Origin of the sequence: Psychrobacter aquaticus CMS 56 (genome assembly GCF_000471625.1) — a bacterium.
GTDB classification, from domain to species: domain Bacteria; phylum Pseudomonadota; class Gammaproteobacteria; order Pseudomonadales; family Moraxellaceae; genus Psychrobacter; species Psychrobacter aquaticus.
On sequence record NZ_AUSW01000015.1, the window covers coordinates 288,668 to 307,927 of the forward strand.

Genomic DNA, 19,260 nt, shown 5'->3' on the forward strand with positions numbered 1-19,260 from the left:
TCATGACTTGCAAATTACTATTTGAATTCAAATATACCAACACCCTACAAAAATTGATAGGTAAAAACTATACTAAACGTCATTAGATGTCGCAATCAACCAAATCAACCCTGAAAAAATATCCAACAATAGCTTAAAGTAGCTCTACCAAAGCAAAAGCTTAAGATATCGTATTACAGATCGATATCTGGTGAGAGCGAGCGGGTTATATGATAAATTACTACTCAGAATATTAAGCACTGAACATGCCAGCCATTTACGACTGAAAATAAAGAAGGAAGTGAGGCGATATGCCTATATTGAATTGGTTGAATAAAGAACAAGCGTTGATCACATCGCGTGACTGTCCGTATCGTCTGTTAGAGTTGGTACCGGAATTATCGTATGGAGAGTCAGATACTGACAATATGCTCATTCAAGGCGATAACCTCGATGCATTGAAGGCGCTCATTCCTACGCATTCAGGGAAGGTAAAGTGCATCTTTATTGATCCGCCTTATAACACCAAAAGTGCTTTTGAACACTATGATGATAATTTAGAGCACAGCAAATGGCTATCCATGATGTATCCACGCTTAGAGCTATTGCATCAGCTACTATCTGAAGATGGCTCTATTTGGATAACTTTGAATGATAACGAGGCGCACTATTTAAAAGTAATGTGCGATGAGATTTTTGGAAGAAATAACTTTATTTCAAATTCAATTTGGCAAAAAAAATATGCTGCATCCAATGATGCAAAGTCTCTAAGTGAAGATCATGATCATGTGATTATTTATGCTAAGTCAAAAACAAACTGGACTCCTAATAAATTAAAAAGAAATCTTGAGTCTAATAAAGCGTATAAAAATCCTGATAATGATTCTAGAGGTTTATGGAGAGCGGATAACTACAAATGTAATAAAAGCTCAAAAGAAAGGCCGAATTTATATTACGCGATCATACAACCCGAAACAGGTAAAGAAATTTGGCCCTCTAAGACTGCTGTTTGGCGTTACAACTATGAAACTCATCAGCGTCATGTGAAAGAAAATTCAATCTGGTGGGGAAAAGATGGTACGAATAGCACTCCAGCTTTTAAAAGATTTCTTAGCACTGTTGATGATACAACGACACCTCAGTCTGTTTGGCTCTGGCAAGAGGTAGGTCATAATCAAGATGCTAAAAGAGAAGTAATGAAGTTAAATCCAGATTCACCGTTTTCCACCCCTAAACCTGAAAAGCTTATTCAACGAATAATTCATATCGCTTCAAACGAAGGGGACTTAGTGCTTGATTCATTTCTTGGGTCTGCTACTACCTCCGCTGTTGCTATGAAAATGAACCGTAGGTTCATCGGCATCGAGCTTGGTGAACATGCAGTTACACACGCTCAACCACGCTTAAAAGAAGTAGCTGATGGTGAGCAAGGTGGTATTTCAGAAGACGTTAATTGGAAAGGTGGTAGTGGCTTCAAATTCTACCGCTTAGGTGAAGTAATATTTAATGAAAATGGTTCCTTAAGAGAAGGTATCAGCTTTGATGCACTTGCTTCGCACATTTGGTATGGCGATACTAGGCAGGCGCTCCAGCAATCATCGAAATCACCGCTACTCGGTGTACATAATGGCGTTGCTTATTACCTACTTTATAACGGTATTTTAGGTGATAAACGTCCTAACAGTGGCAACGTACTCACATCAAAAGTGCTAACCATACTGCCACCTCACCCTGAAGATCCAGAAAATGGTAAAAAAGTCATCTATGGTGAGACGAGCCGAATGGGAGACGCTCGCCTCAAGAGTGAAAATATTATATTTAAGCAAATACCATACGATGTGAAAGGAAGATAAGTGATGTTTGAACTAAAGAGCTATCAGCAAGATGCGCTTGACGCGCTTAAGAGTTTTTTTAAGCGTTGCCGAATGACTGGCGATATTGACACAGCATTTGAGCAAACACTACAAGACAATAACTTTTTAAAAACCCCTTATCGTGCTTACTCTTTCGATGACACGCCTTATGTCTGTATTCGTATACCGACAGGTGGCGGCAAGACGGTACTAGGCGCTTATGCAGTTTCTACAGCAGCGACTCATTATCTATCACAAGATTTCCCCATTGTACTATGGCTCGTACCGACGACCACCATTCAGCAGCAGACCGTTTCAGCGCTCAAGAGCAACCCAGACTATACTGATCATTTAAACCGCGCTTTTGCCAATCAAGTCAGTGTCTACGATATCGCTGACGTCAATCAAATCCGTGCGCAGGATATTGGCAATAAAACCATTATAGTCGTCTCTACGATTGGCAATTTACGAGTAACTAAAACGTCTGATCGCAAGGTCTATCAATATCATGAGGACTTTGAACCGCACTTTGCCAAACTGAGTCGTCAACATCCTTTTTATGACAAGCTTGAAACTGTCAGTGAAGATGATGTTTCTGAAAACGGTTTGACCGTCAATGATATTGGTAAGATAAAGTACTCTTTTGCCAACCTATTAGCGCTGTACAACCCTTTAGTAATCGTCGATGAAGCCCATAATGCTAGGACGTCATTAACATTTGATACCCTAAAGCGCGTGCATCCTGCCGCCATTATTGAATTTACCGCTACTCCTAATACCTCAACGACCAATGGTAGTAATATTTTATATCATGTCTCAGCGGCGCAACTAAAAGCCGAAGAGATGATCAAACTACCTATCATTTTGACCGAGCATATTAATGGCTGGGAAGAAGCGGTACGTGATGCGGTATTAACACGAGATAGATTAGCGCTTAAAGCACAAAAAGATATCGACTATATACGTCCTATCGTCTTACTACAGGCAGAGAACAAGAACGGCAAGGTAACGGTTGAAGTACTCAAAAAGTGTCTGATTGAAGATCATAATATTACTGAGGATAAAATTGCGGTAGCTACGGGAACACAGAGAGAGCTAGATGGTATCGATCTTTTTGACCCTAACTGTCCTATCGAGTACATCATTACTATAGAAGCTTTGAAAGAAGGCTGGGATTGCTCATTTGCCTACGTATTCTGTTCAGTCAAACAAGTCTCTTCTAGCAAAGATGCTGAGCAGTTATTGGGGCGTGTATTGCGGATGCCTTATGCAAAACGCCGCGTGATAGAGGATCTAAATAGAGCTTATGCACATTTGGCAACAACGAGTTTGGCACAAGCGGCAAAAGAGCTGACAGATAAACTTATCTCAATGGGCTTTGAAGAGATGGAGGTAGCCACGTTCCTTCGACAGCAAGATGCCAATCAAGGTAATTTATTTGGTCAAGTAGATAAAGATGACGCTGTAAACTCGAGAGCTAAGTTGACGCCACCTTCTCTGATGGTTGAGGTGCAGGATACGATAGATACTACCGAGTTATCAGAAGAAGAACGTAGTAGCATTAAGATCTCTGAGGTAGATGGTCGCCAAGTAGTTACGGTTACGGGTAAAGTCTCAGAGCCTTTGAAGAAAGCCATTACCAAAGTGGCCGTTGAAGATAAAAAAGAGATTGAGACTTCGGTTGATAGGCATAACCTCAGTGTACATGCAGCTTTATCACCAGCAGAGAACGGAGTGAAGTTTACCCCGCTACCAAGATTGTGTGTCATGGTTCAGGGTGAACTTGAACTGGTTGAGAAAGAAGTATTTTTGGATGTATCAGGTTGGAATCTACTAGATTATCCAGCTAAGCTCGACTATCAGCCTCACGAGGAGACGACAAGCTTCCTAGTCGATGTAGAAGGCAAAAAAGTTAAATACAATCTTGCTCATGAGTCACAAACTTTAAATCTAAACCTTGCTCATACCGAAGTAACCCAAGATGAGCTTATAGGCTGGCTAGACCATGAATGTCGTCAAAGTGATGTCACTCAGCGTGAAATGACAAGTTTCTTAACTAAGGTAGTTAACCAACTATTACAAATACCGTCACTGACCCTCACTACTCTCATACGTAATAAGTATCCACTTTCTCGTTCTATACAGGAGCTGGTATCTGCATATAGACAGCAAGCAATGACTAAAGGATATCAGCAAACTTTATTCGCAAATGATGCTGACGTGCTTACGACTTATGATTTTAGTTACGAGTTTAAAGCAGATAATTATCCAACGCGACCACCTTACTATTCAGGTAGTTATACATTTGACAAACATTATTATCCGCAAATCGAAGACATGAAATCTTCAGGTGAAGAGTTCGACTGTGCTCAAATTATAGACTCATTGACACCAGTCAAACATTGGATCAGAAATCTAGTTCGGCGTGGAGAAGCATCATTTAGTTTGCCACTGGCACATACCAACTTTTATCCTGACTTTATCGTTGAATTGCAGGACGGTCGTATCTTGGTGGTGGAGTATAAAGGCAAGCCTTACGAAACCAATGATGATTCAGCAGAAAAACGTATGGTAGGCGAACTTTGGGCAAGTCATAGTCAGGGTAAATGCTTATTTTTAATGGCGGTCAAGAAAGATGATAAAGGCCAAGATGTGCGGCAGCAGATACTTAATGTTATTGGATAAAGTAGATTATTTATAGTTAAACAAAAAAGAGATACGTTAGTACGTTTCTCTTTTTTTACGGCTATCGCTTTCGAAAGATACTTAAAACGACAACTAATGTCGCGATATAACAAGTATAAGCGGTATCGTAATGTAATTTTAACTATTTTAAGCTACTATTTAGTTAGCGAGGTTTTGCTACCTTGTAACCTATAATTTTGCGAGCTACTTATGACAACTACCGGACTTCAAACAATCATCTTGCATGACTCTTACTTTAGAGGTAAACGTACAAAAATAGCTTGCGCAGGACATACAAATAATACGGGTGATAATGGTATGGGAAAAACTTCTGCCCTTACCTTGATTCCTGTATTTTATGGTTATGAACCAGAGCGGTTGATCAGTAGGTCTGGTAGCAAAAAAAGCTTTGCTGATTATTACCTTCCTCATCCTCAAAGCCTCATAGTATTTGAGTACAGTCGCTATGATGGCGAGTGCTGTGTTTGTCTTTATCGGAAAAACCAAGGTGGTATTGCCTATCGTTTTATTACTGGAAACGCAGATCAGACAATTTTTAGTGAAGAGCTAGCTGATCTATTTGCTGATAAGCAGAGCATTAGTGACATTCTGAAGCGTAGCTTGCCATTTGAGACCAGTAACCAAGTAGACACTATTACAGATTATCGAGCCATAATTCAGAACAATAGGAAGATACTAAGAAGACGAAGTAAAGGACGTCAGAGTTATTTATCTGAAGCTAGTAAATATGCACTTTCTAATACCTCTATAAACCATATTGGCGCATTGACATCAGTGGTATTAAAGCATGATAGATTACTGGCTCAATTTAAGACGATGTTAGTGGATAGTTTCTTGCGAGACCAAATTAGCTTAGAGTCTAAACCTATTGACACTAAAGGTATGGATCTTATTGAAGATTTAAGAAGCGTTAACAGTTTTAATATTAAGGTTGATAAACTGACTGAAGCTTACCAAAACACCCTTCAGCTTTTAGCGGATTGGGCAACTCTTAGTGATACATATGAATATAGTCAAAAATACAATGAAGCTATTACTGCACAGCAGCAGCAGCTTGAAATAGAGTTAACCCAGAAACAAGAATTAAAAAATAAAACCGCTGAAGCATTTAATCAAGAAATCGATAAAATGATAGATTTAGAGTCGTCTACCCAGATTGAACTAAATAACTATAACCAACGCATTAGTAACCTTAATGAACAAAAGCAAGCTTGGGAAGCGCAAGATATTGAGAAGAAAAGACATTTGGTCAGTAACATCGAAGAGTATAAACAGAGAATAGAGGAGCAAACAAAGATTTATAATGCTTTGCAAGAAGATGCCCAAACCATCAAAAATGAACATGAAAAACGTCTTAGAGGTTTAAGTGATGCTTTAACTGACAAGATAAAGAGATTAAATGATAAGAAAGATCAGATAAGAGATGCGGCCACTGTAGATATTAAAGAAGTCGAAGTCTTAATAAATAATCAATCAGAAAAAGATGCACTAAAGCTTGAGGACATCAAAGCTAATAACTCAAGAGCCTACCATACCTTAAAAGAAACTAAACAACCTGTTGAAATTGAAATTGCCAAAGCAAAAGATGGCAGTATAGATGCTGAAAGTCAATTATCAAAAGATAAGCTCAAGGAACATCTTAGCCGAGCCTATACCGAGCTAGCAACTCTTGATACGAACCAAAATCTAGCCCAAGATCATTTAGATAAAGCTAAAGAAGCATTAGGACAGAAGCAAGGTAATGTTGATTTATTAAATAAAAACCTTGAGCGTTTACAGAATAAAGCTGAGTCTATTCATAAGCTACTTTATCCTGCAAAGGACAGTCTGCTTGAGACACTCATGCAGCATCCTGAGCATTCAAAAAATAGTATTATGAAAGTACTTAATCCTGATTTACTACATAGACAAGACTTAGCTCAAGAGTGGTTAATAGGCAGTGCAGATAACTTAACTACGTCTTTATATGGGTTAGACATTAACCTTGCTGCTATTGATATGCCTGATTCTGCCACAGAAAGCTCTAAGCTTAGTCACCAATATGACGCAATTAAGCAAAAAGTACGTGAGACAAAAACTGAACTAGAACAAGCAGGAAAGGAACTAGAAAACGCTAGAAAAGAAGTTCGTGAATCAAGCGCTAAAGTCGTTATTATCAGAAATAAGAAAACGGACCAAAACAAGGAAGTTGAGCAAATTGAGCAACAGCAAAGGCAACTCGCAATTCTGATTCAATCTCGTCAAGAGCAACTTATTGCTGCCAAAGAAACTGAATTAAGCGTTATTGACACACAACTTGACAGCTTATTGAAAGAACAAGAGTCGCAATTCAAAAACTTTGCTGATAGCTCAACTGAACGTTTGCAAACCTATAAAAATAAAATTATTGACTTAGAAAAGCAAAGAGACTCTGAACTTGAAAATGTGGCACTAAGTATTAATGAGGCGGAAAGTAATAAAGAGCGGGATGAGCAAGCGTACCAAGTTCGTTATCTTGAGGTTTTAGCTGATAAAGGGGTAGACACCAATAAGCTAGCTGAGTTACATGAAGAAATCAGCCAACTTAACCATATACTAAGAAAGGCTGAGGGTTTCCAAAAAATAATCATAGAGTATCAGCGCTGGTATCGGGAGGAATGGAGTCATTTTGATACTTATCAGGAAAGAGCTTATGAGTTACAAGAGAGAGTTGATGAGGTCGCACAAAAAACTAAAGACCATCGTAACCTTAAACAGATACGTATTAGTGAGATCGGTATTGAGATTAAACGCTTAACGGATCATCAGAGTAATGTAAAAGCTCAGTTGACTAATATTAATCAATGGCAAGCTCAGGCTGATACGATACGCTCTTACCAACATGAAATTAAGCAGACGCAAGTCTATAAACGACTAAATCAAGCCCTAACTAGCGATGTGCGCTCCCATCAAAATAGTGAACATGATATTTTGCCATCACCTATTGAACCTAACTTACGTGATGCGATTAGTATTGATGCTAATACTGCTGAAATAACTTGGTTAACACAAGCAAAATCTTCTATTAAAAAAAATAAAGAGCAAGTTTTTGAGCTTTCCATAAGTGCACAAACATTTAATCAAGACATATCACACCATTCCGGCAGTAAAATACATAAATACTGGCAATCGAGGCAAAGTGAATATTATTATGAGAAAGTGACCGCTTATGATGTTGAAATAGAAAAGCCAATAACTAAGGAGGTTAGAGAGTTACTAGATATTATCTCTCTATATCAGCTGATGTCAGAAGATTTAAATCAGCTTAAACGCTCCATAAGAAGCCAATTTGACTCTACAGGACTACACTTTAGTAATTATTATCACACGCTTAAAAAACTAAATTCTAGTGTGAAATCAATTGGATCAGATTTGGCTAGGAAAATTAATACCGAGCATAACTTCCCTGCTTTAACGGATATAGAGATCGAGCTAGAATCCAAAATTCATACTTACGATATGTGGTCTGATTTAGCTGAATTTGATACCCATTATCAAGACTGGAAAATAGCTGGTATAGACGTATTACCTAACGAAGTATTTATTTCAAGCTTTGAGCGTCTTTTAAGCTCGCTAGAAAATACTCAAATAACCGAAGATATAGAAAGCTTAGTAGAGCTTAAGATAAGCATTACTGAAAACGGTCGAGTCGTACCAATTTATACCGATCAAGATTTGCAAGATGCTAGTAGCACAGGCTTGTCATTACTGGCAGTGATAGTCGTCTTTTGCGGTATGACCCGTTATTTATGCCCTGATGAAAATGTAACTATTCACTGGCCATTAGATGAAATCGGTAAGCTATCTAATCAGAATACCAAGCTACTCTTTGAACTAATGGAAAAACGCAATGTCTCCTTATTTTGTGCACAGCCGGATGCAAGCCCTTTGTTGAACCAATTTTTTGTAAATAAAAACTGGTTAGATCTAAAGGATGGTGTGCGTACTATACAGGTCATACCAAATAATAAGCCCAATCCCTTATTGCAAAAGCTTCGTAATATTGAGTCTTCTAATCCACAAGTATAGGTAACGACATGACGAGTTATTTTAGTAGAGTTATATTGAAGCTGCTTTCTGGAGAAGTCATCGATAATGTGACCTCAAAGTCCTTAATGGACTGGCTGAATACAGAAGATAATTGGTTTGACGTTAAGGATTACCTAGAAAGGATAGATAGACAGCCTTTATATACCTCAGATAAGGCAGGAGTCTATCTAGGTTTTTTAGATATAAATTCTAGAGATCATCAAAAAGCTATCAGTCAAAGGTTTGAACAGTTTTCAATTAAGTTATATCCGCTTATTTTATGGTTAAGACTTGCCCGTAGCTGTATGAATCTGTCTCGGCCCCTACAAGCCAACGATGTCATTAAGCAAGGCGACCTGCTTACTAGTATAGAAGACTCAAAGCAACTTGAGATTCAATTAGAGGAAATCATTAGCAAACTAGGTAGAACCAGTAAAGAGCCAAAGAAACAAGTAACGAGTTTATTAGACTATCTACAATCAGAAGGTTTTTTACATCCTATGGGATCTACAGGGTCAATGTTTAAAGCTACGGCTAAATGGTCAATGCTCTATGATCAGCTTGAGTATATTAATAAGTATCAAGTGATCGTCATTGATGAGGATGTTCAAGGTGGACTGGATTTGAATTCAGATACGCACAATCTAGCAACCTTTAATGAGTAATATTTAATGAATAACGTTCATACACCAGCATCTAATGAGAGTCTTAGCTATACAGCTGAAGCTAAAAAAACTACTAATGTACTCATTAAACATATTGAACTTATTACTAGAGCATGTATAGAGCAAGGCGGTCTCATTGCGCATCAGTCGGAAAACCAAAAAGCTATCGATGACCTAAAAAAAGTTAGGTTAGGATTTTATATAGATGATATTGATGGATTTCAATTGTCCGGATCGGTAGTTCGTTATGTCAATCATATCACTCAAACCAGTCGCTTAAGAGCCTCTAGCAAGACCTTGTCTGGCCTCATTGAAGAACTTGAGTCCAGTATTGATTTTTACCATCTAGCTAAATCTCATGATGGCCATGACGTTATTCACTACGAGAATGAACTACAAGAAAGTATCATTAATATAATAGCCGAACTTAACAGTATTACACTGCACTTTTCTTATCAGGTTTATAACACACTTAATATCATTGAAGATCTAGATATTAGAATTAAAGAGAACGAAAAATCTCTAAATACTATTAGTCAGCTTAACCAAATCTTCTCTCGTTTAACGGTCAATCAACTTAGCGAATGGGCTAGACAAAGCTCATTCTTACAATCACTGCTATTAAAAGTGATGAAATCAGCCATTGATAATGGCATTAAGGAGTTGATCAACTCAGGCCATCAACTGCGTCAAAATCTTGCAAAACTTCAACAAGATAAACAACATCAAAAACTTAATCATCTAATTGACGGCTTCTATCAGCATTATCTTAAGTACCCAGCATTTAAGCCTGATATCTCCTTACTTAGTCATGACACAAGCTGCTTTAATCAAGCGGGTGTACTAACCCTCACTAGCTTTCCAGATCTCGAAAATCCACTTAATGATGAGTTTATAGGGGAGATAGCCACTACACTGAGCCATAAGCTGATTCAAATCGGTAGCACTGATCAAACTGAGGAGAATAAGGCACCTCATTTTGTAGATGATGTCACGCATTCAGAAGCAATAACTATTGAACAGTCGATATTATATAGTGCAGTTATTCAATACTTCGAGGCTTTGATTATAGAAAATGGTTATACAGCTCTCTCAGCAGTGAATGCTTGGGATTATCTGCTTAAAGATAATTCAGAAGATATTAGCATTGAGGATTGGTTACTTAACGTCATAAGTTATTTTTATATGCATAAAGAGCAGTTCAACCCCCCGCTATCTATTATTGTGAAAGAGGATGATGTTAAAAATTATTCAGGCAATCATATCGTCAGAGACATCGTCATAGCACATACTACTTAATAGTTTATGAATTGGACGGGATAAATATCTATGAGTATAAAACTAAACCTTCACGAGCTTAAAGTACTTCAAAGATTAGTGACTGATAAACGAGAATCCCTAAAGGCTAATAAAACTTTGATGCGACTAGCAGACAACGGTATTGGAAAACAGAGCGGCAAGGATATTGTTTATGATGAAAGTGATTTTGATGCCATCCATGATCTTATCAAATTCAATCAAAGAGCTGACGATTTTATAACGCCATCAAGTCTAGCTAATCTTGATAACAGATTAGAAGTTGGAAAGTACAATAGTGACGAGAAGTTAACTAAAACGCAGGTATTTGGCAGACAAATTCTTGTAGTGGGTTTGAATACACCTATTCCATTACAAGTTAATGGCCAAACATATGAAATGCCTCAAACACCTAAAGGAGTTTTACCTACTATAGGTGAAGGCTACTTAGATATATCTAGGATTAAAAAAATAATTATTATAGAGAATGGTCAATTGCTGACCCACTGGTGGGAGTGGTCTCATTTATTACCTGCTGATTGGCAAGAATCAGTGTTAGTATTCCGAGGTTTTAATGACAACGTTAGAATGGTAAATGACATAGTAAAAAATCTTTCAAATAGTTGCCAAGTAGGATTGTTTTTTGATTATGACCTTGCAGGTGTGCATTTAATGCAGGGCTATATCAAGGCAAATAAACATCAATATTTTGCTTTGATACCTTTAGCTTTAGAGGCCTCCTTAACTTTTGAAGTCGATAATCAAGCATCTATATACAACTTCTTTTATTACAACCAAAAAGAAAAATTTATTGAGCAAAGCTTGAAATATACGAGTGCTGGATTGACTAAGTCACTAAAAGCTATTTTCGCGTCTATTTTCAATCATCAGCTTGCTCTTATGCAGGAACATTTAGTAAGAGATAATAGTATTAATTGGACAATGATTAAACTGTCTTAAATTAATTGACCACTACAGAGCTTATATAAGCAAGAAGCATAAACAAGCTTTCAGTGTGCCATTAGTATGTAGCATTATCGCTTTGGCAGAAGCCGATAAAAGAGCGCAGTATTTAGTAACTAGTAATCAGATGATATGGAATTGATGAATAGGACTGAGGGAGATAGATTTGGGTTCAGTTGTTGGTGACTAATAGGTTGAGTGGCTCAATTTTTATTGAGCCTTTACTAAAAATTATCAAACTATTACTCATGTAAGCAGTCCATTTTCAAGGTGCTTAGAAGCCTGCCTAACTGCATAGCCATCCGACTTTAATAAATCATCCCAAATATCTAAGCATACATTCAAAATATCTTCATCCTCATCATCAACCGCTTCATCATATATTCTTTGCAGTATCTTAGTTAATCTATCCATTTCACTATGAAGACTCTGTTTAGCTTCGGCAGATAAAGTAGCTGTAGCTATTTCAGAGAATAACTGTAATAACACACTTTTATAGCCTTCTAGATTTAAACCATGATTCTCTAAAGCATAAAACAAGTGGTATATCTTTCTGTGTGCTTTTTGGGAGTTCATGTAAATATCTAATAGTTCTTCGGTAACTCCTTTATTCCAAAAGTTCTTCTGTCGAACAGAATGTAGCAATTTATCTCTCACTTTCTGCGAGCTATCATTAATTAAGGATCTGTATACATCCACTAATTTGTGCTCTTGCTCTGCATAATCGTCTACCGTTAGAAATTGAACTAAAACTTCGGCGATACCTAGCTTGACTGAATCATCAGCTGTTAAGATAGATGATAGGTAATTCTCAAATAAACCATTAAAAAAATAGCGTGCAAAAACTTGTATGCCAGCCTGCTTACGAACCTCTTCATACTCAGAAATAAGCATAAGTTTCACTAACTCTACATACTGATATTTAAAATTATCTGTAAAAGCTGAATTAAAAAAGTGATAGGATTGATGAGCACAACTCATTCTTAAGTCGGATTTACATAAGTCCAGAAACTTCTGCAATGCGTAGTTTATGTCGTAATTTAGGAAAGAAGTCAATAATCTGACTGCTACTATTTTTACAGCAGGATGTGGATCATTTATAGCAGAATCAATCAAACTCAGATTATCACGTGCATACTCTTCATTATCCCAAAATATTTTGGCAATACCATCGTATGCAATACCTCTACAACAATTAATTGAATTATGAAGTAGATTTTGAGCTGTGGTTTCCTCTGGATTTTTACCTTCTTTAGGATTATATACGTTAAGTTTTCCGATATCTGGGTCATTAGAGTTTTGAGCAATATCAATAAGTCTGTTAAGTATAGTGGGATGCTTAATAATTTTAGGATTATTAGCTAATAATCTCGTCAAAGAATGACTCTCATTCGAATTGTTGAAGTGCTCGACTACTCTATAGCGTAGTTCTAACGGACAAGGTTGCCATTTCTCTTTAAATTTTTCAGCTAAATTAGATGGATTAGTGGCTGCTAGACCCCAATATATATTATCAATAAATTCCTGATTAATATTTGATGGTAGGGACAAAGCTAGTTTTGCGAATCTTTCTGGTTGATTTTCAACAGCTGTATTTAAGCTTCTCGAAAAGGTGTAAATACTAGACTCTGCAACGACACTAGTATCTATCTGTCGCATTTTAAAAGTACTAAAACGCTCTTCATCTGTGAGTATGAGTTTTGTCCATGCCTTATCAGATAGTATATTTGGTTGTGGTAAAGGAGAAACAACTGCACCACCATATGAAGAATCATATGAATAAAAATAAGTATCACTACAACCTTTAAATCTTCTTTGTAAAATATTATGTAAGTCTATGGATTTTTTGCTGATACGATTATCATCAAGTTTATTAAGTAAGAAGTACTGAGCTTCTCCCCAAAAACTTTTATAGACTTTTCCAAACTGTCTTCGTATATCTAATATGCGTTTTACACTTTCTAAGTCTTTACTAACGCCAATACCTAATACTGCGTATTCCAGACTTTCATAAAGCTCATTTGAACAATGAGGTGAATATTTTTCTATCAAATTTCCTGAAAGCACCCATTTAGGTTCTTCGTAGTCATTCCCACAAGCTAATCTAGTAGTTGGGTTGTCCAGTAACCATTTTATGATTTGATCAGAATACCCAGTAGGTAAATTTAGCAATAGATTTGCAATAATGTATTCGACGACTGGATGCTTATTCGTTAGATATGGGGTTAACAAATGGAATAGTTCATTTGGTCTCTCAAAATATTGCTTACCTGCTTCAAAAAGTATGCTTAACACACCTCTTACTAAAGAATCTCTATGCTCATTAAATAGAAGTCTTCCTCTGTAGAGCCATATTCTTGTATAAGAGCTTTCATCAATCGAGCTACTAATTATTTTAAAAACCTGAGGCATTAACTTTTCAAGAACATCGTGAGGCAAAGCTTCTGCAATGTTTTCTAGGTCTTCGATCTGACCTTCTCTCCATACCTTTCGATGTAGATACTTAACCGACTCTTCAGCTTCTTCTATTTCAAAGCTCGAGTCTGTTAATTCTTTTTTATAACCTTCTAGAATTAGCTGTATTAACTCAATTGCCTTTATTGGATGCTTTTTTGCTAATTCATCCCAATTAATATAATTAATTGCACAACCTAATTGTAAAAGCTTTTTACGTACTGCGAACATCTCTTCTGAATCATCTTGAATGTTCCAATTCAAAGCAGAATGGCATCTATTATTCCACTTCTCAGATACTCCAATGAATGGCTCAATCTCTTTTATAACAATGTCGGGCGCTTTGCCAGCTATAGAACTTAATAATCGAATAGCTAGATCCATTTGCGAGTCAGATCCATTTAGCCATCTAGAAATCACATTTTGTTCTGAAAGCACCTCGACTATTTGCGGGTGTCCAAAACAAGCATGGTCAATAAAAGGCTGATTTAATTCTTCATTGTCTATTAGACTTATTATTAGGTGGCGTAATGGTGCTTTAATAGTTGTAACTTCACCAATCACATTAATAGCTAAGTACTTAATATGAAAACGAATATCAGTACTATTGAGCAAAGCTGAAGCATTTTTACAAAACACTGATTGTTTCGATTGGGCCAATAGCTTCAGAGCATACTTAATGTGCTCTCTACGGGTGAGTGTTTGTTCAGACTTTGAACCAATCTCTTCAAGCAGCGCATCACTTGACCGTTGAGCGGTATCAAAGAGACGTTTTCCTAAGTGATAATCGAATAGTGCTTGATGCTGGAAGCTGATTTGATTCTCATGCTTATGCAGTATACCTACAGAGATTAGTACCTCTAATGCATTAGGGTTAGGATTGCTAAGTAAACTTATAGGTATAGAAAACTGCATGTTTTGGCTTGCTTTTTCTACAAAATTATCAACAATTGAGTTAGCCAAACTCGTATCAATTAATATTTTACTCAGCTGTTTTATTCTATCTTCCCAATATAAGCTAATAAGATCTATCTTACTGGTGAAGTCTGGATTGTCATGATTATCTTTAATAATTCGTAAATATAAACTTAACCATATTGGAATTCTCAGAATAGACTGTTTAATAGGTGATAAAGAGTCATAGTTCTCGTAAGGGTCTAAAATTTCTTTAACTTGCTCAGCAGGTAACTCTGATAATTCTATATGAGCAGCCTTATCATTGAGATCTAATATCCAATGTTGCAACTGTGGATCTTCTTTTAAGTCAAAATCTCTACAGGCAAGTACCAAACAGATATCATGATTACTTGCTCTTAATTGAATAACTTGTCTGGCAATCTCCTGACATACTTGCAACGCATTACTAGAGTGATTCGCTGTCCAACGTATTGCATCCAACTGATCTAAGATAATGACTGCTTTTGTATCACCCGCAAAAGTATTTAAGCAGAATACAGGTGAATGAGTTAATCCTAAATCACGCCCAAATGCGTCTGCGTTTTTTTCAGGACGATTTCTATCTAGCCGTATAGGCAGAGATATGTATTTTTGCTCATTAAGATAATCACAAAGCTGCAGTAGAAAAGCACTTTTACCCATACCGGCTTCTGCTTTGATTAGGGTAATAGGATAGCTATTCATAGATTCAAGGCATTCGTCAAGTTCTGGGCGTTTAATTAAGCTATCATCAATGAGGAAAGGTTTTATAGTTGATTGAAAATCACAATTAATCCTTTTTATCTCGGAAAACACCCTTTCATCATTTTCATAAACTCTTAGATTAAATCCCCGCATCTGCATGTCATTCAGTAGTTGGGATGTAGTGATTGGCAAACGTAGTTTATTAGAGCTTATAGGATAATTTTCTAGAAAATCAATAATATCTTCAGGATTACTACTGAATTCTTTATTAACCTTGTCAATGATATCTCTTCGTGATTCAGAATTAGAAGAAAAGTTAATAACTTCAAAATGCTTTAAAAACTTAATTGCATCTATGATGTTGAAATTTCCGTCACTGTGCAGTATTAATCGTGCGCACAAGTCTTCAAAGAACTTAAGACGTTCTTTGCTTTGATTAATTTGATGTTCTATAAATTCTTCAGGACTATCTGTTGTATTATTGGCGCTCAAACTGAGCTGAGATAATTGTGTAAATGAGAACGGGGATACAGTCTTGAAAACACAACCCGTTCTATAAATTTGTTTATATGCTTTCTCTAATACTCCAGCTTCATCAAGTCTGGATAAGCTCCATACATCGGCATATTTATGGCTAGATTTGCATTGATGAAACTCTCTCTGCCCATCTAAACACTCGACAATTAAATCAACACCTGTCTCATCTTCTCCTAAAGGCTCGATAGTGACAGACCGCACTTCCTCTTCAGCTAGCCTCAATAACTGCTTAGCAACCCAAATTGCTTCGTAGCTATTTCCAAATTTATCTGCAAACCCACCACCTTCTAATGCCATAGCTGAATTACCTTCATTAATATCAGTATATTAAAAATAGTAGCATGAAAGGATGTTTAAAGAAGATAAATATAGAAATCTTCAATCAAAAAAACCAGAGAGCATTAGCAATCTGGTTATTAAATAATCTTTAAATTATCATCTGCTAACTGTAAGCTGCCCGCCAGAAAAACTAATACATGATTCGCAGAACCAAGATGACTGTTTTCTGATATAAGGTATATCCGCTGGTACATCAAGTTGATACGGCCTTCCACAGTACTCACAGTGCACATCATCTAAGTAAGCTTGACACTCTGCTAATACGCCAAACAGAATATGATAATCGATATGGTATTGTCTGCAGAGTATTTCTATATACTCTACATACCGCCCATCATGCCCGTATGCCCAATAGTCTTCACATAGTTGTATGTCGGACTGATCTGCATTAGCGCTGAAAATAAGTTTTAAGCTCATGGTTATCTCCAAACCAAATAATTAACATTAATCACAACGAATAAGGAATCTCGTAATGATTCATAATGGCCAAAAACTTGGTCTCAAGATTCGTTAAGGTATAACGATTCAGCGCTAATCCTTCATTTAGCTCTCGTTGCACCCATATCCTAATCGCCTCATCATTATAAAATATCGGATTGACGCCTAGCATCTTTGCTAACTGTGAACCCTGTTGTATTTGCAGGTTTACCATAAGCTTAGTAGATAGCGATATCGCTTCGGCGCTTAACCAAATTGAAGCATTCAGCGGTTTAATAAATGTGTTCATGTATAATCTCCTATAGATTATTATTTCTCTCTGTTGGTCGTAATGACTTCCTACAGTTGAAATTATACATATATTTTAAGCTATTGCAACTTAAAATAACCTTCTATAGAACATTTTGTTATCGAATAGTTTGTTTAGCATATTTGAGAAACTATAGTATTGCTGCGTATTATTTGGGGTAATGACTGATAAGCGCAGCATTATCTTGGATTCTAAAAGGAAGAACGTTTATTGTTCTTCCCTAACTATTTCATAAAGATCGCCCACTTCAATATCCAAATATAAACATAGCTTCTCTACAACTTCTAGATCTACTCTAGTGGCTTCTTCATTATACATACGTGTGATTGTGCCTCTGTTGATATCCGTATCTTTAGATACGTCAGCAATCTTAAGTCTTTTCTCACCCATAATTCTAGATAAATTACACTTCACCATAACCTCCTCCATAATAAAATAATCTACTGTAGATAAAAATAACTTGCAAAAGATAATTTTTAGTGTAAATTGTGTTCTATAGCAGGTCATAAAGCTATTAGATAATAACACTTTGATCTTTAGTAAGGATTTTACTATGAGTTATACCTATTTAACAACCGAAGAGCTGTCACAACGTATTAAATATGATAGCAAGACAATACGCAATCAACTTAAGGATGCGGTATTTATTGAGGGCGTTCATTACATCAAACCATTTGGAGGTAGAAAAATCCTTTTTATATGGCAAAAGATTGAAGAGTTAATGCTGACAGGCTACGACGATAACATTCCATTTGCAGCGGGAGCGTAATCATGGCGAGTATCAATAGCCGTAATGGCAACCTGTATGTAGATTTCCGATACATAGGTCAACGTTGTAGAGAGCAAACCTTACTGGCAGACACTAAGCCTAATCGAAAGCGTCTAGAAAATTTCGTTAGCAAAATGGAGGCAGACATTCAATTAGGTAGTTTTCGTTATGAAAACTATTTTCCGCAAAGTAAAAAGCTTGAGCAGTTTCAAAGCTTAGAGCTTATGAAGTCAACGAATAGTCATAAGGACTCAAGCTCAGGCTTTGATAGTTTTAGCAAAGTTTGGTTAGAGGAGAAAAAGCCGGAATGGCGGGACTCTCAAATAAGTAATGTGGAAGATATATTTAGAATTTACCTAATTCCTCATTTTGGTAATGTACCGCTAAATACCATTAGCAAAGCCAAAATCATGACTTTTCGAGGCAAGTTAGTTAAAGAGGGTAATAACGGACGACCTTTATCAGCGTCTCGCATTAATCATATCATGACGCCATTACGTATGGTGCTTACCGAAGCCTCTGAGCGTTTTGATTTTGACAGCCCTTGGAAGAATGTAAAACCACTCAGTGAGCCTAAAAGTAATGTCAGTCCTTTTACTCTAGAAGAGGTCATGCTGATTATCAATAACGTGAGAGCAGATTATAAGCCTTACTATATCGTACGATTTTTTACAGGTATGCGTACAGGTGAGATTGATGGTTTGCCTTGGAAAAATATAGATTTTGAGCGCCGACAAATCATCGTTGATCAGGCAGTCGTTAATGGTGTCATAGGCGAAACTAAAACCTCAGGTTCGAATCGTGTTATTCAGATGAACCAACTGGTTTATGATGCGTTGATTGAGCAGCAGATCCTGACTAAACATCAAGGTGAGTTCGTTTTCTGCACAAAGGCAGGTACTCCTTTTAACCATCGCAATGTGACCAAGCGAGTTTGGTATCCGTTACTACGATATTTAGAGCTTGATAAGCGTAATCCTTACCAAAGCAGACATACAGCCGCGACGCTTTGGCTTGCTGCTGGTGAGTCGCCTGAGTGGATTGCTGCGCAAATGGGTCATAGCAACACAAAAATGCTATTCACAGTGTATTCTCGCTATGTACCAAACCTAACTCGTCAAGACGGAAGTGCGCTGGATAAGCTATTGAAAGACCGAGGTATACTACAAAACCTATGAAAAAGCCTATATTTAACAAAAAGACATCCGAATAGATGTCTTTTTTTATTTTATCGCTGGATGCTTTATATAAATGCAGCTATAG

The 19,260-nt window shown here is 36.8% G+C and carries 11 protein-coding genes; 8 read left to right on the forward strand and 3 right to left on the reverse strand.

The genetic code is table 11. From position 1 onward, the window contains the following. The first annotated feature begins 290 nt into the window (after positions 1–290). The 6 genes from M917_RS04915 to M917_RS04940 all read left to right on the forward strand — a co-directional run bounded on the left by M917_RS04915 (position 291) and on the right by M917_RS04940 (position 11,506). Complete coding sequence (locus M917_RS04915; RefSeq protein WP_021813676.1) at positions 291–1,832, forward strand: site-specific DNA-methyltransferase; 1,542 nt, start codon at positions 291–293, stop codon at positions 1,830–1,832. 3 nt (positions 1,833–1,835) lie between these two features. Further along, positions 1,836–4,517, forward strand: coding sequence for a DEAD/DEAH box helicase (locus M917_RS04920; RefSeq protein ID WP_021813677.1), 2,682 nt, complete (start codon positions 1,836–1,838; stop codon positions 4,515–4,517). Between the two features lie 210 nt (positions 4,518–4,727). Continuing rightward, the gene (locus tag M917_RS04925; protein WP_040641917.1) at positions 4,728–8,585 is read left to right on the forward strand and encodes an ATP-binding protein; all 3,858 of its coding nucleotides are present in this window, start codon (positions 4,728–4,730) and stop codon (positions 8,583–8,585) included. Positions 8,586–8,593: 8 nt separating this feature from the next. Then, positions 8,594–9,250 carry a hypothetical protein gene (locus tag M917_RS04930; protein WP_021813679.1) on the forward strand — a complete coding sequence of 219 codons (657 nt, stop codon included), beginning with the start codon at positions 8,594–8,596 and terminating at the stop codon, positions 9,248–9,250. Between the two features lie 6 nt (positions 9,251–9,256). Next, positions 9,257–10,549, forward strand: a complete 1,293-nt coding sequence (locus tag M917_RS04935; protein ID WP_021813680.1) for a hypothetical protein — start codon at positions 9,257–9,259, stop codon at positions 10,547–10,549. A gap of 30 nt (positions 10,550–10,579) precedes the next feature. Continuing rightward, positions 10,580–11,506, forward strand: coding sequence for a DUF7281 domain-containing protein (locus M917_RS04940; RefSeq protein ID WP_021813681.1), 927 nt, complete (start codon positions 10,580–10,582; stop codon positions 11,504–11,506). 249 nt (positions 11,507–11,755) lie between these two features. On the opposite strand, the gene M917_RS04945 is transcribed toward M917_RS04940, so the two are convergent. The 3 genes from M917_RS04945 to M917_RS04960 form a co-directional block, all read right to left on the reverse strand. Next, positions 11,756–16,438, reverse strand: a complete 4,683-nt coding sequence (locus M917_RS04945; RefSeq protein ID WP_021813682.1) for an NACHT domain-containing protein — start codon at positions 16,436–16,438, stop codon at positions 11,756–11,758. A 490-nt stretch (positions 16,439–16,928) separates the two neighbouring features. Then, the gene (locus M917_RS04955) at positions 16,929–17,207 is read right to left on the reverse strand and encodes a hypothetical protein (RefSeq protein WP_021813683.1); all 279 of its coding nucleotides are present in this window, start codon (positions 17,205–17,207) and stop codon (positions 16,929–16,931) included. A gap of 228 nt (positions 17,208–17,435) precedes the next feature. Continuing rightward, positions 17,436–17,645: a helix-turn-helix domain-containing protein gene (locus M917_RS04960; protein ID WP_040641922.1), complete on the reverse strand. Its 210-nt coding sequence runs from the start codon at positions 17,643–17,645 to the stop codon at positions 17,436–17,438. 136 nt (positions 17,646–17,781) lie between these two features. Between M917_RS04960 and M917_RS04965 the strand changes: the two genes are divergently transcribed. Together M917_RS04965 and M917_RS04970 are read left to right on the forward strand one after the other, a co-directional pair. Beyond that, a complete protein-coding gene (locus M917_RS04965) occupies positions 17,782–17,997 on the forward strand; it encodes a hypothetical protein (protein WP_021813684.1) in 216 nt (71 codons plus the stop codon). Between the two features lie 2 nt (positions 17,998–17,999). After that, positions 18,000–19,175, forward strand: coding sequence for a site-specific integrase (locus M917_RS04970; protein ID WP_021813685.1), 1,176 nt, complete (start codon positions 18,000–18,002; stop codon positions 19,173–19,175). Positions 19,176–19,260: the final 85 nt, after the last annotated feature.

Coding starts and splice junctions, on each gene's coding strand:
- M917_RS04965 (WP_021813684.1), top strand. CDS start 17,782: ATGAGTTATACCTATTTAACAACCGAAGAGCTGTCACAACGTATTAAA.
- M917_RS04970 (WP_021813685.1), top strand. CDS start 18,000: ATGGCGAGTATCAATAGCCGTAATGGCAACCTGTATGTAGATTTCCGA.
- M917_RS04925 (WP_040641917.1), top strand. CDS start 4,728: ATGACAACTACCGGACTTCAAACAATCATCTTGCATGACTCTTACTTT.
- M917_RS04935 (WP_021813680.1), top strand. CDS start 9,257: ATGAATAACGTTCATACACCAGCATCTAATGAGAGTCTTAGCTATACA.
- M917_RS04930 (WP_021813679.1), top strand. CDS start 8,594: ATGACGAGTTATTTTAGTAGAGTTATATTGAAGCTGCTTTCTGGAGAA.
- M917_RS04960 (WP_040641922.1), bottom strand. CDS start 17,645: ATGGTGAAGTGTAATTTATCTAGAATTATGGGTGAGAAAAGACTTAAG.
- M917_RS04920 (WP_021813677.1), top strand. CDS start 1,836: ATGTTTGAACTAAAGAGCTATCAGCAAGATGCGCTTGACGCGCTTAAG.
- M917_RS04940 (WP_021813681.1), top strand. CDS start 10,580: ATGAGTATAAAACTAAACCTTCACGAGCTTAAAGTACTTCAAAGATTA.
- M917_RS04915 (WP_021813676.1), top strand. CDS start 291: ATGCCTATATTGAATTGGTTGAATAAAGAACAAGCGTTGATCACATCG.
- M917_RS04955 (WP_021813683.1), bottom strand. CDS start 17,207: ATGAACACATTTATTAAACCGCTGAATGCTTCAATTTGGTTAAGCGCC.
- M917_RS04945 (WP_021813682.1), bottom strand. CDS start 16,438: ATGGCATTAGAAGGTGGTGGGTTTGCAGATAAATTTGGAAATAGCTAC.